A 12,430-nucleotide genomic window follows, 5' to 3' on the forward strand; every position below is an offset into this window, starting at 1 on the left:
AAACACGATTCAAAAAGCGATATTCTAAGAATATCGCTTTCTTCTACGAACTTGCAGAACTAGAATGATGAGATTGAGCTTTAACATAATCAATTGCTACCACTACCGCCACAACAACAGATTCCAAGGACTCGTCCTGAATTTTAATGTCATAGGTACTTGTCATTGCTAACCAGCGCTGATCAACAGAGCCAATTTCATGTCCATTTTGCAGGAGGGCAAAATTCATGTCCCAGATATTACCTTCTACACTTAGACCAAGCCCTTCAATTTCGTATCTTGGTTTTAAAAATGAAAAACGTTTAATGATTGCAACTTCTTCTGGAAATTCATTAATAATTAACTTAAACTTTGGTAAAAAAGTAAACACTTGGTGGGTTAAACGCGCAATAGGTATACTGTTTGAATCTAGAATATCAAAATACTTTGGAATACTAAATGTACTGCCGGAAACCGTGTAGAGCATGTTCTCGCTGTCGTCAGTTATATCAAACTTTCCGCCCAACGAAAACAAGTGTTGTCTCATCAGTAAATGTTTCATTTAAGTCCTTTTTCTAGTAATTTCCCAGCAACTGGTATTTGACCCAATTGATCTAATTCCTGACCATTCACAACTACCAAATTGCTAGATGATTCAGCCAACGTTGAGAAAGCATTGATTGACTGATTTTGGAAGTACTTATCATCAGCACCAGCTAAACCAGCCTGAACAGTGTCAATACGATATTTTTCAGCTTCAGCACGAGTTTTCGTGGCATCAGCTTCAGCCTTGGCAGTAGCCATCAATGCATCGTTTTTAGCTTTTGTTGTCAATTCAATTGAACGTGCTTCACCTTCAGCCTTAGCAATTGTAGCGACTCGCTCACGGTCTGCCGTTAATTGCTTATCCATTGCTTCTTGAATTGAAGCGGAAGGACGTAATTCATCAATATTAATACGATCAACATTGATACCGTATGTATTCGTTAAATCACCAATGGCATCTGCTAATTGGACGTTAATTTTGGTTGTAGAACCAAGCGCTTCGTTTAACTCCATGCGACCAATAATATCACGTAAGTGTCCACGCACAAGTTGTGCCATAGATTCCACTGAATCCGTATTTTCGTACATATATTTAACTGCGTTAGTTACATGATAATTTAAAGTAACACTTGCCTTAATATCAGCGTTATCGGCAGTAATCACCGAGTAATCAGGCAAACGCAGTGGGCGCATAGCCAAACTCACCTTACGAATTGTTTGAAAGAACGGTACATAAAAATGTAATCCGGCCTCTCTTCGGGCACGATATTTTCCCAATGTCTCTACAAGCCCCGCATTGTTCTGCGGAACAATCTTAAAAAAAAGCATAACTTCTCCCTCTAATCTTTCATGATTTGTCGTAATGTCAATATATTCCCGTTTGCCTCGAGAATCACGTAATCTTCATCACTTTTAGCAACAGCACTATTATCAATCAAATATCGATAATAGATACCAGAAACGTTGACCAAACCGCTCTTAACGTCAATATCTTTACCTGGAATGACCTGGCCCACAAATTGACGGTCTTCAAAGTTGCTTGGATGGTAGTTAGCCATCAATAATTGGGTGATGTAATTATTTAATGACCTCCCCTCCTTGCTGGCCTGTTCCGCCAAAAACTCGTGCAGTTTTGGATCAATTCTTAATGGTATGTTGCCTGACTTCATGTTTTTTTCTTTAACCATATCTTTATGATATCACAATTAAATCATTTTGCAATTATTAAATTGTTTTTACATAATAAAAAGCGCCTAACTACTAGGAGCTAGGTGCTTTTTATTTGATAATTATTTTTTATCATTCTTTAAATTGTCAATACTATCTTTGACAGCATCTTTAGCTTCCGTTACGGCATCCTTAGCTTTTCCAAACAAGCCTTGTGCCTTACCTTCTGCTTCACGCTGCTTATCACCGGTAACCTTGCCTTCAACTTCTTTTGCTTTACCAGCAACCTTGTCCTTAGCATTATCAAACTTTTCTTCAACTGACATATAATACGTTCTCCTTGAAATTTATTTGATGTTACAAGTTCATTGTAACATTTCTAATAAAAAATGACAGTGAAAAAGAACCACTAGAGAAGTTAGACGTGGTTCTTCACATTGGGAGTTGTGATTTTCGGGATAATTGAAAACCACAGATTTATTCTATGCTTATATAAAAACTAAAACAACATTTTTCCCTAGTCAATTAACTGCTTTATGTTCAAAAAAACCACGTGGCATGAGCGGACACGTGGTTTAAAGATTAGAGTTCTGGTTTCCGTGGCAAATAACAAATCGAAAACCATACACACATTTTAGTTTTATTTAGGGCACAATACAATAACAATTGCTGAGCAATTTCATTTAGTTTGTTCAAAAATAATTTTATTTTAATTCTTGGCTTTCTCGATGTTATATACTGTCCATTTTATTATTTGTTTGAATAGTAATGATAACGAGAAATAGTTCGTCGTCACCACATATGTACGATGCCCCCGAAGGGAAGAAGCAATACATTTTGGGAGTGTATTTAATAATTTCTAGGGACATCTTATCTAAATGTTAGCACGCTAATTACATTTTCTCTAGCAATAACACTTATAACAAACAAGTTAACCGTTCGACAATAGCAAAACCATATCAATTAGAATGCCATACACAATAAAATGCCCAACCTGAGTTTCGGGATAAAACATACAGATGGTTGGGCATTTGATAATGTCTAAATAACATTACAAAATTCAGTATAATGGATCAATATTTTAAAAACATGAAATATGTTAACTTTATTAACAAAATAAATACCGACCAGAATGTCTTCTAGCCGGTATTCTTTGGAATGAGTTTCACTCGTCCTATTTGAGACGTTCGCTCAAAATAAATTCTTCCCCATGTGTAAAGCATATCATGAAACATCGATAGAAAATTCAATTGTTTATTATTGAAATTAACTTATTTAATTCAAATTTAATTGTTATTTTAAATATGGCAGATTGTAAAATTAAACCGAACACCTTGCATAAAAAAACTGCAGAGACTTTAATGGTAATTGACTAAAATCAACCATAAAGGATCTGCAGCTTATGTCTTCTAGTTTATCAGCTCACGAACGTTCTGTCATTGAAACAATGATCAAACTTAATCATTCAACTCGAGAAATAGCCCGTTTCTTAAAGCGTTCTCCTGCAACTATTACCTACGAGTTAAATCGAATTAAACCATACAATGCACAACAGGCTCATCATTTAGCCCAGTGTAATCGGCACAAACACGGTCGCCATCCGACCCTAACACCTGAAATATCAGCTTTTTTGAACCATCACATTGGTATCTTGAAGTGGTCACCAGAAACGGCTGCTCATGTATTGGGTATTGCTTTCAAGACCATCTACAACTGGATTCATCATGGTTTGCTTAAAATTAAGTTATCAGATTTACCTGATAAAGGTATTCGACGTAAACGTCAATCTGACGGCCGTAGACGTGTTTTTGCTCATGGCCGTTCAATTGAAAAACGACCAAAAGCTGTCCAATTAAGACAAGAATTTGGTCATTTTGAAGTTGATACGATGCAATCTGGTAAAACACGTGGCGATGTTTTAGTGACCATCACAGAACGATTGAGTCGACAACATATCATGAGACATGTCAGTGGGCGCAATAGTCAGGCAGTGACACCAGCTATTATTAGGTTTTTCAAGGGTATAAAAAATGCTAAATCAATTACAGTTGATCACGGTCGAGAGTTTGCAAAATATGATGAAATAGAAGAACAGCTAGGCATACCGATGTATTTTGCACACCCATATTCACCAGAAGAACGTGGTAGTAATGAAGTGCTAAATCGATATGTCCGTCGTTTTATCCCAAAAGAACGCAAAATTGAAACCATCAGTCAGAAAGAATTAGATCAAATTAATCATTGGATTAATGCCAGGCCAATGAAAACGCTCAACTGGCAATCACCACGAAAAGTCTTTCAGAAACATGCGGTGTTCGGATGATTCTTGCAATCTGCCATATTTAAATGGCTAGGATTTAATTTTTTCATCAATGTCATTAACAAACTTTAACTTACCGTAGTAAATATTATCTAACGCGTCTATTGCATAGACCTTAAGTTTTTTCGCATCTTGAGCTGTGATAATTCCTCCTAACTCCTCATCAACCCAAGGCATATTAAGAGGCAAAGCTGTTTTCCCTACGATTTTTTTGTTGACCTCAAAAGTATATTTTGCATAGTTCTTTTCTCGCACATCTTGCCAAATATCAGCATAAGTAAACTCTTTATCAGTAATACCAGCTTCAACTATTTTCATATCTATATCACCAACATTTTTAACATTGATTTTAAAATATGTATTTTCATAATTTTCCGTGGATAGATGATCTTTGTTTTGTGAAACAGGACGTTTAATATCTTTTTTGAAATGATACAAATATCCTTTTATCTCAATCTGAATCTTTTTATCATGTGAACGGTAAAAGAAACCCACAAAAATAGCAATTATCGATCCTAAACCACCCACCCAATCAGCAAGTGGTCCCATTTCAATTGTCGTTAAAATCATCATAGTATATAGTTCTCCCAATACATAGCAAAAAAAGCATCCGAAGATACTTTTAAGTGATCCAAACAACGGTGTTATGATTTTGTATATTAATCAAGTTTCAGGAAATTACATAGTGCGTTTGGACCACCACGAGCTAAATATTAGCATACTAATCGTATCTTGTCACTAATATATTTGTACGATACAAACAATTGGAAATATAATAGTCTTGATAAAAACGTCTTGGTTATTAAGAATCCTGAGGTAACTTTTCTGGTTGCAGGCTCTTGGTAACAAAAAACAAGACTTAATCCTCACTCAAGAAAAAGCCTTGCAAACTCAGTAATTCTCGGCTTACCAAGCTTATTGATATACATTTATGAATGAATACCATTCTTGTAAACATTTTTTGAAAACGCTTACCTAATGATTATATACAATTCTAATATGATTGGCAATAATTAATTTGCTTAGTTTTTATAGGTAGTTATTTGATTAACTATCAATCTTTTGAACAAACATCATTTTAATAAAAGTAGCTCAGTATTTTATTCTGTTGCATAACGTTTTTCATTCCTTAAAATTCAAGTTTCCCCATGAGTATCATTTTAGAATAACCTAATATGGAAAATAATTTAAATTATTAATGCCATTAATTATTTTTTCAAATAAAAAGTCCTAACAAGAAATTTTAGCATTATTGGGGGACTATTAAAAATGAACCTATTAGGATTGATTACAGTTTACTATACAAATACCAGTAACTGCAAATTAAAAAGCAGACAAAAATATCTGCTTTGTGTTATTTTTTAGGCCCGATACCAGGGGCACCGTGTTTCAAATCATGGACAGAGTTTTTAACAACCTTTTTAGTGTTATCTTTAGTAGCTTTTGCTACCTTCTTTACCGTTTGTTTTGTTTCGGCTAATTTTTTATTGTTGCTCATTACTAGTCCTCCGCTTTTTGTAAATAAACAGCCTATTAGGTGTAACATCATTTCTCGGAATCCTACTAGGTTGTGTAATTATTTTTCCAATTTAATTACCTGATTATCGTACAGGATAGAATGAATATAAGCAACCTTTTTGTCTTTGGTTGCAATATCATCAGATTTCCAATATCGAGACTTTCAAGACTTATCCGTACTTATTGACACGCCATACTTATCAGTAATATCTTTATACTTTAAATCAGACAAATAATCTTGCTCGGCTTCTTTGTATTTCTTCATGTCATTGTGTCACCTCTTTTATATATGTTTATTGAACAGTTGACTCAACTTCTGTCAATAAAGTCATTTTTATATAAAATTCACATAAGGTCCATATAAACAACACACACTGTCTCATTTTCTTTAAACTTATTATTATTAAAGGAACCTGCAACGTGACCATCGTTTGTTCCCCAGAATACTAGCTCCTCTTTTGATGATAATTCATAACCACTTTTACCATCAATTTCGATTATTCTTCTTGCGCCAAGCGCAACTTGAAAATTATAATAAAAATTTTCTTGCTGATGTTTATCACTCTGCCTAGTCTGGATATAAACAAATATTATGGCAATAAATTAACCTATTCCACTTACCCAGTCAGCGACATTTCCGAAAACATCTGAACTATTGTACGCAATGGCTAGAATAATTAAACATAACGTACCGCCCAATAATCCGCCTATTATCCCATCAGTCAATGACTTAATCCAATCTTTCTTCTTGCATACTACGTTCTAATGATTTTAACAAAGTTTGAACGCTTTCACTCAAGGAAAAAATGTCCTTATCTCGAAAATCTTTATAAGCCGATATGATTACCGTATTAAAAGTCAACAATACAGTACAAGTATTCTGAAGATGTCCTTGGTATATTCTCTAGTTTTGAATTAGATTGTTTTTATTTTCCTCTTTTAATCGTTTGCTATTCACTTTTTCATCATGACGAATTTGTTCAATTATATTATCTCTCTACTTTTTTGATTGTCACCATACTTCGCCAATGGCTCCTATACTACCCAGTCTGCAACACCCTGATGATTGTTCAGCCAATCTACTATAGTCAAAAACATAATTTCTCCTCCAATAGCAGTTATTATACTATAGAGATTGGCTCATCTACTCATGAAAAAAGTAAACAAAACATAAATGCTGTTGATACATAGTCAAAGGTCGAATTAGGAATTAATCCTGCCTATAATAATCAAACCAAAATCCGGTTGCTCCACACATCAAAATAGTAAGACATGTATTTATCCAGCTTATATTAATAAACAACATCAATATCATAAACACAAAATCTGTAATAAAAACGTACCCGAGTGCCTTAGCAATATTTTTCATCTTGTCACTCCGTCAACCACTTCATGTTTCTTTGCTAACAAAACCTACCAACAGTTACCATCGTTGATACGCAAGGTTCCTTTCGTTTCCAAACAAAAGGTCCTACCTACGTATCTTTCTTAGATTCACAAATTGGACCGTGAATTTTTATGTACTAAAAAACGCCGTTAGATTTAACTAACTAGCGGTTTTTGTTTAGACTAATTTTTTAATGTAAAATACTGGATTAACTTGAAAATACCAATGATCAGTAATGTGATCCCAAAGAATGTCCATACAACCAAACCACCCCACATCGGACTAAACAGAATACTTGCACCACCTAGTATACTAATGATGGCTGATATTGTAGACCAAGTTTTATTTGTAGCCAGTTTATTTAAAATAGCCAGCTGAACAAATCCTTCAATCAACCAAGTTATACCAGTTAATATACCAACGACCAAAATAAGCGATATCGCTGCTGATTGCATATCCACAAAAATAAAGATTCCAGCTACCAGATAAATTACTGAAACGATTAGGTTACCTAATCTGGCCATGCCATTTTCGGCATCTCTTCTAAACACAAAAATTAACTTAAAAAGACCAACCGCAATTAAAGCAGCACCAATCATGCCGGCAGCAGCTCTAGCACTTCGATTTGGTAGAAATACTATAAGTGCACCGATAATAGTAGATATCAACCCATCAAAACCTATAGTTCTCCGTACTTTTGTAAAAAATTCTTCAGACATAAAGTTCTCCCTCATAATGTAATCAAAACCATTATATCTCACTTAATCGTTAAATTACAAAAATGTTAACCGAATAAAAAGCACACCCTAATCTTTGACCGGACAAGGTGTGCTAATAACATAAGTAAACGCACGGGACGTGTTGTTTCAGCCGTTGAAGGTGTTAATCGGTAAAGAGAACAAAAACATTTCCTACAAAGCGAGAGGCATCAGCCTGGGGTGTTAAAGTAGAAAGTTCAAAAATAGACGGATATGACATTTCACGTTCTAAACTAACCTTACCCGAATACTTTTTAGAATGGTACGAACGATATCGCAAACCAGACATAGAGAATCAACTCAATCCAGATACATAAGTGAGTTTCATCGTGTTATAAATTTATTTGATAGTATAAAGCTCTATCAGTTAACCACTCCTCTTATTCAAGATAAACTGGACGAATATGGTAAAACAGTCGCTTACACCACTGTTGCTAAATTCTGGGACGTTGTAAAATCATCGCTAAGAGACGCTCATATTGACGGCCTGATAAAGAAAGATATATGGTCTCGTGTCTCAAGGTTAGATCAATTAAACGTGGAGCACACAAGGGCGTTTTATCCGCACAAGACTTTGTCAAATTACAATCCTATCTATATCACCATATTGTAAACGACTCCGACCACGGTATTTTGATTGCTCTAGAAACTGGTGCCAGGATCGGAGAAATAGCCGCTATAACTATCAATGATATAAATTTTAAAAATAGTACAATATCTATATCGAAGTCCTATTCGGTCGCATTCCAAAAAGTAACCGAAACCAAAAATGAACAGTTCCACCATACAATATCAATCACTAAGGATTTAAAAAAAGTTTTACAAGAACATAGTGACCTTTTCCCGCTTTATAATCATTATTACAATAGACAGTTTTCCAGAAGACTAAATTACATTTTAGAAAAGCTTGATATACCGAGAATAAGGTTTCCCAATTTACGCCATTCACATGCCAGCTTTTTACTATACAATGACGTATCCAATCGATTACGTTTCAAAAAGGCTTGGCCATAAAAATACTCGCATCACCTTAGATGTTTATGCTCACATGTTGAAAGAAAAGGAACAAGAACAAGACCAAATAGCATTGACCTTTTTATCTTCAAGTCTCCAAATGTCCCCAGACAGCAAAAACAACGCCTAAATTAGACGTTGTTTTTTGTTTATGTAATACTCTGTAACCCTTGTCGCTCTAAAAGTGAGCCTTAATCTTATAAATTGGTTGACCTTTAGCCATAAACTTTTGTTCATACTCGGTCTCAATGTTCCCCTGTACCTTATCTTCGTCAGCATGCAAGTCCAGCGTGTAGTCTTCTGGAGTCCATCGCATGCCATAGTCCATAAAGCTAACCATCGAATACTCAAATAAATGACGATTATCTGTTTTGAATTCAACTTCGCCATGTTCTGGCAAAACTGCTTCATAAGATTTCAAGAATGACTTATACGTTAATCGACGGGATTCATGACGCTTTTTTGGCCAAGGGTCAGAAAAGTTTAAGTAAACTTTGCTAACTTCGCCTTTTTCAAAATAAGTCTCAACCCCATTACCGTTACCATAAATATAACGTAAATTTGGTAATGTGCCAACCTGGTCAAAGCTCTTACGTGCTGCGATGGCAATCGCCGTCTCTTGAATTTCCATGCCAATATAATTAATTTCCGGATGTGCCAAGGCCATGCCAAGAATAAACTGCCCCTTACCAGAACCAATCTCCAAATGTATTGGTTGTTCTTGGTCAAATAATGATTGCCACTGTCCAATTTGTGCTGTTGCACGATCTTGATCAATCACTATATCTGAATGCTCAGCCAGCCAATCGCTAGCCCAAGGTTTTGAGCGTAAATGCATAAAATTTCTCCGTTACTTTTTCATTTTTTTAATCATGTATGGAATATAACTTTTTTGTAGCCCAATAGTAACTACAATCAACAATACAAATAATAACAATATCCGTTGTAACGATTCACTCGTCACGGCTACAGTAACAATCAACAATGTGCAAACAATGTAGTTCACCAATCTATGTACCTGAATAAATGCGCTCTGTTTCTGAGAATTGGTAATTGGCATCAAACGCGACCAAATTTTCTTTTGCGTATCTGAAAATAGTGGCAATAACTGAAAATTAACAAGATATACCGTCAATGAACCAACTACAGCAACTAGCCAATCGGGTGCAGTCTGCAACACACCTACGATAATCATGCCAACAATTATTAATCTAAGAACCAAAGGCAGTATTTCCGTGTCTCGCGCTAAACGTATCCAATATAATCGCAACATTGCTGGTTTGTTCTTTATCAAACGTTGCAGAAAAAAGTCTAGGTAACGACGTCTTTTAATTGATTTAGGCTGATTGGGGATTTCAGCAAAAAGTGCAAAAAAGTGCAACACTCTTTGCTTTTGTTGTTGTGCTTGTTGTGTTGCGATAGCCCAGTTAATTGCGAATGAGTTTGCCTTATGACTACTGATACGAAAATAGCAAGCCGTTACCACCATCAACACCAACCAAGCACTCATCAAAATATATACTTGCATTTGGGTCAATATAAGGATAAATTCTAAGAAAATGCTAGGCAATAAAACACGGAAGAGAAGCCCCTCAGCTGTTGAATTTGCTTCAAATATCGTAATCGTTTGCACACGTTGCTTCAAGAATAGTTTATCTCGTTCAAATAACAATAGAAGCAACTTATAACTAATTGCAAAAATCAGCAAGGAACTAATTCGTAATAAACCGTTGACATAAATTCGCAATAGAATTGGTATGATAGAACCAACAAAAACAGCTTGCCATACGCTGGCATATAAAATACTCAAATTTACAGAACGCGTCAAATATTTTTTGATAATTTCCGAGTCGTTTCCCAGTAAGTAAAGCCTATCCGCTGGCTGGAAGTACGTAATTAAATCACCTATCTGTAATCCTATCAGTAACCACGTAATGATGATTACTTGCCACCAATTAGAGCGCCAAAACATCATCGATTGCGGCGTACTGAGCAGTTCGCGGTAAGCAAGTACAATACCACCCAAAGCAATAATCAAAAAAATCACAAAATGATCATTAAATAATAATCGCAGATATTTAGCGCTTGTCCGCTGTTCGTCTCGAAAACGCCGCCAAAATAAATCGCTAGCCTTCATTAGCTAACTCCTTTTGCATTAAATCAAACAAATCATCAAGATGATCCACTGTTAACTGATTTTCTTCTGCTAAAGCGGAAGGTGTGCCCACGAAACGTACTTTACCGTCATGTAGAACAACAAACCTGTCCACAAATGATGCCGCCGAAGATAATAAATGAGTTGTCATCAAAATACTATTTCCAAGTTTTGCTTGTTCTTTCATCAAAGATACAACATCCCTTTGCGCTAATGTATCTAATCCCAAAAAAGGCTCATCAACAATTAGCAATGGAGCATTTAACATAAATGCAGACACAAGCATTACTTTTTGTCGCATCCCCTTAGAAAAGTGAATTGGTAACCAGTTTAGCTTATCTTCTAATCTAAACATGGTTAATAATGACACAACACGTTCCCAAGTATTCTCATCGTCTTTTTCATGCGCCGCTAGCATCAAATGTAAATGTTCACCTAACGTCAATTCATCATACAATATTGGTTGTTCAGGAATATATGCAAGTTGTGATTTAAAGGCTGTCGGCTCTGATACTATATTAGTATCATTAAGAACTATTGATCCCATCTGAGGCTGTAGCTCTCCGATAATGTGATTAACTGTCGTTGATTTCCCAGCACCATTTAGACCAATTAGGGCAACGATCTCGCCATTAGGAACATCAAAAGAAATGTTTTTCAATATATTATTACCCGCGTACCCGCCAGATATATTGTTAATTTTTAATCCCATACATTCATTATAGCAAGCATTACATGATATTTGTATGAAATCTATAAATATAGATAATGACCGTTTCTTTTCAATTTGTTTACTAAAAATAACACTTCATTTTTGTTATATAACCTTATTTGTTATAATGAAAGATAACAAATAGAAACGGAGATTATTACATTGGATATTTTTGACAAAATTATTGCAGGTGAAATACCAAGTTATAAAGTTTATGAAGATGAAGACGTTCTCGCCTTTTTGGATATCTCACAAGTAACCCCTGGGCATACACTAGTTGTACCAAAGAAAAACGTTGATAACATTTTTGACTATGATGAAGATACTGCCAAAAAAGTTTTGTTGAAATTGCCTGTCATTGCACGCGCTATAAAGGCCAGTGATGACAAGATTACAGGTCTCAATATCCAATCAAACAATGGACCTTCTGCTGGTCAAACTGTTATCCATTCTCACTGGCACCTAATCCCTCGTTACGATGATGATAATCTAAATAGCGTGTTAGCACCAACTATTGATAACAGCGCTCATTTTTCATCGGAACAATACCAAGCCATTGCTGATAGTATTGCTTCGCAATTTTAAAACATCCGACGTAACGATGTTTGGGAGAAATAATATGAAATTATTTGATCAATTCAAAAATCTCATCACGGATATAAAAGAAATAACAGCTTTGCTTAAACAACTCCAGTTACAACAGCATAAATTAACAGAACAATTAAAAGAGATACAGAGTGTTTCTGAGGATATTCAGTCAGACATCCAAAAAATGAATTTCAAAAATCAACCACATATTTCACGTATTAATGAAGCTACTGAGCATTTAAATACTGAATTATCTAAGTTTAAAGCGCATTAAATTCATTTATGG

At 35.1% G+C, this 12,430-nt stretch carries 14 protein-coding genes; 4 read left to right on the forward strand and 10 right to left on the reverse strand.

All coding sequences use genetic code 11. From position 1 onward, the window contains the following. Window positions 1-43: 43 nt before the first annotated feature. From A6B45_RS05915 to A6B45_RS05930, 4 genes are all read right to left on the reverse strand, one after another. The gene (locus tag A6B45_RS05915; protein WP_072613774.1) at window positions 44-541 is read right to left on the reverse strand and encodes an LURP-one-related/scramblase family protein; all 498 of its coding nucleotides are present in this window, start codon (window positions 539-541) and stop codon (window positions 44-46) included. After that, entirely contained in the window at window positions 538-1,353 is an 816-nt protein-coding gene (locus A6B45_RS05920) for an SPFH domain-containing protein (protein WP_011679943.1), read from the reverse strand. The genes A6B45_RS05915 and A6B45_RS05920 overlap by 4 nt, the downstream gene beginning before the upstream one ends. Before the next feature lie 11 nt (window positions 1,354-1,364). Further along, window positions 1,365-1,712, reverse strand: coding sequence for a toxin-antitoxin system HicB family antitoxin (locus tag A6B45_RS05925; protein ID WP_036091216.1), 348 nt, complete (start codon window positions 1,710-1,712; stop codon window positions 1,365-1,367). Between the two features lie 102 nt (window positions 1,713-1,814). Next, window positions 1,815-2,018 (reverse strand): CsbD family protein, encoded by a 204-nt coding sequence (locus A6B45_RS05930; RefSeq protein WP_011679945.1) that lies wholly within the window; start codon window positions 2,016-2,018, stop codon window positions 1,815-1,817. A 1,076-nt stretch (window positions 2,019-3,094) separates the two neighbouring features. Here A6B45_RS05930 and A6B45_RS05935 point away from each other — a divergent pair. Further along, window positions 3,095-4,015 (forward strand): IS30 family transposase, encoded by a 921-nt coding sequence (locus tag A6B45_RS05935; RefSeq protein ID WP_012268558.1) that lies wholly within the window; start codon window positions 3,095-3,097, stop codon window positions 4,013-4,015. Between the two features lie 27 nt (window positions 4,016-4,042). On the opposite strand, the gene A6B45_RS05940 is transcribed toward A6B45_RS05935, so the two are convergent. The 3 genes from A6B45_RS05940 to A6B45_RS05955 all read right to left on the reverse strand — a co-directional run bounded on the left by A6B45_RS05940 (window position 4,043) and on the right by A6B45_RS05955 (window position 7,636). Then, window positions 4,043-4,585: a hypothetical protein gene (locus A6B45_RS05940; protein ID WP_227005809.1), complete on the reverse strand. Its 543-nt coding sequence runs from the start codon at window positions 4,583-4,585 to the stop codon at window positions 4,043-4,045. Between the two features lie 781 nt (window positions 4,586-5,366). Further along, window positions 5,367-5,510: a hypothetical protein gene (locus A6B45_RS10470; protein ID WP_165784750.1), complete on the reverse strand. Its 144-nt coding sequence runs from the start codon at window positions 5,508-5,510 to the stop codon at window positions 5,367-5,369. Window positions 5,511-7,099: 1,589 nt separating this feature from the next. Continuing rightward, window positions 7,100-7,636 carry an HdeD family acid-resistance protein gene (locus A6B45_RS05955; RefSeq protein WP_072613775.1) on the reverse strand — a complete coding sequence of 179 codons (537 nt, stop codon included), beginning with the start codon at window positions 7,634-7,636 and terminating at the stop codon, window positions 7,100-7,102. Between the two features lie 543 nt (window positions 7,637-8,179). On the opposite strand from A6B45_RS05955, the gene A6B45_RS05960 reads away from it, so the two are divergent. Further along, window positions 8,180-8,689, forward strand: coding sequence for a site-specific integrase (locus A6B45_RS05960; RefSeq protein WP_227005808.1), 510 nt, complete (start codon window positions 8,180-8,182; stop codon window positions 8,687-8,689). Window positions 8,690-8,867: 178 nt separating this feature from the next. On the opposite strand, the gene trmB is transcribed toward A6B45_RS05960, so the two are convergent. From trmB to A6B45_RS05975, 3 genes are read right to left on the reverse strand one after another with little or no spacing between them, the layout of a single operon-like run. Continuing rightward, window positions 8,868-9,527, reverse strand: a complete 660-nt coding sequence (gene trmB, locus A6B45_RS05965) for a tRNA (guanosine(46)-N7)-methyltransferase TrmB (protein WP_072613776.1) — start codon at window positions 9,525-9,527, stop codon at window positions 8,868-8,870. Window positions 9,528-9,539: 12 nt separating this feature from the next. Continuing rightward, complete coding sequence (locus A6B45_RS05970; RefSeq protein WP_072613777.1) at window positions 9,540-10,826, reverse strand: ABC transporter permease; 1,287 nt, start codon at window positions 10,824-10,826, stop codon at window positions 9,540-9,542. After that, window positions 10,816-11,556, reverse strand: coding sequence for an ABC transporter ATP-binding protein (locus A6B45_RS05975; protein ID WP_072613778.1), 741 nt, complete (start codon window positions 11,554-11,556; stop codon window positions 10,816-10,818). Before A6B45_RS05975 ends, A6B45_RS05970 begins: the two co-directional genes overlap by 11 nt. A 162-nt stretch (window positions 11,557-11,718) precedes the next feature. Here A6B45_RS05975 and A6B45_RS05980 point away from each other — a divergent pair, with 162 nt between their 5' ends. Then, the gene (locus A6B45_RS05980; RefSeq protein WP_072613779.1) at window positions 11,719-12,141 is read left to right on the forward strand and encodes an HIT family protein; all 423 of its coding nucleotides are present in this window, start codon (window positions 11,719-11,721) and stop codon (window positions 12,139-12,141) included. 34 nt (window positions 12,142-12,175) lie between these two features. Next, entirely contained in the window at window positions 12,176-12,418 is a 243-nt protein-coding gene (locus A6B45_RS05985; RefSeq protein WP_072613780.1) for a hypothetical protein, read from the forward strand. Window positions 12,419-12,430 lie beyond the last annotated feature (12 nt).

Source organism: Leuconostoc suionicum (genome assembly GCF_001891125.1).
Lineage (GTDB): Bacteria > Bacillota > Bacilli > Lactobacillales > Lactobacillaceae > Leuconostoc > Leuconostoc suionicum.

Bases quoted from the DNA above. Each gene is read 5' to 3' on its own strand.
- A6B45_RS05915 (WP_072613774.1), bottom strand. From the start codon at position 541: ATGAAACATTTACTGATGAGACAACACTTGTTTTCGTTGGGCGGAAAG.
- A6B45_RS05920 (WP_011679943.1), bottom strand. From the start codon at position 1,353: ATGCTTTTTTTTAAGATTGTTCCGCAGAACAATGCGGGGCTTGTAGAG.
- A6B45_RS05925 (WP_036091216.1), bottom strand. From the start codon at position 1,712: ATGGTTAAAGAAAAAAACATGAAGTCAGGCAACATACCATTAAGAATT.
- A6B45_RS05930 (WP_011679945.1), bottom strand. From the start codon at position 2,018: ATGTCAGTTGAAGAAAAGTTTGATAATGCTAAGGACAAGGTTGCTGGT.
- A6B45_RS05935 (WP_012268558.1), top strand. From the start codon at position 3,095: ATGTCTTCTAGTTTATCAGCTCACGAACGTTCTGTCATTGAAACAATG.
- A6B45_RS05940 (WP_227005809.1), bottom strand. From the start codon at position 4,585: ATGATGATTTTAACGACAATTGAAATGGGACCACTTGCTGATTGGGTG.
- A6B45_RS10470 (WP_165784750.1), bottom strand. From the start codon at position 5,510: ATGAGCAACAATAAAAAATTAGCCGAAACAAAACAAACGGTAAAGAAG.
- A6B45_RS05955 (WP_072613775.1), bottom strand. From the start codon at position 7,636: ATGTCTGAAGAATTTTTTACAAAAGTACGGAGAACTATAGGTTTTGAT.
- A6B45_RS05960 (WP_227005808.1), top strand. From the start codon at position 8,180: ATGGTCTCGTGTCTCAAGGTTAGATCAATTAAACGTGGAGCACACAAG.
- trmB (WP_072613776.1), bottom strand. From the start codon at position 9,527: ATGCATTTACGCTCAAAACCTTGGGCTAGCGATTGGCTGGCTGAGCAT.
- A6B45_RS05970 (WP_072613777.1), bottom strand. From the start codon at position 10,826: ATGAAGGCTAGCGATTTATTTTGGCGGCGTTTTCGAGACGAACAGCGG.
- A6B45_RS05975 (WP_072613778.1), bottom strand. From the start codon at position 11,556: ATGGGATTAAAAATTAACAATATATCTGGCGGGTACGCGGGTAATAAT.
- A6B45_RS05985 (WP_072613780.1), top strand. From the start codon at position 12,176: ATGAAATTATTTGATCAATTCAAAAATCTCATCACGGATATAAAAGAA.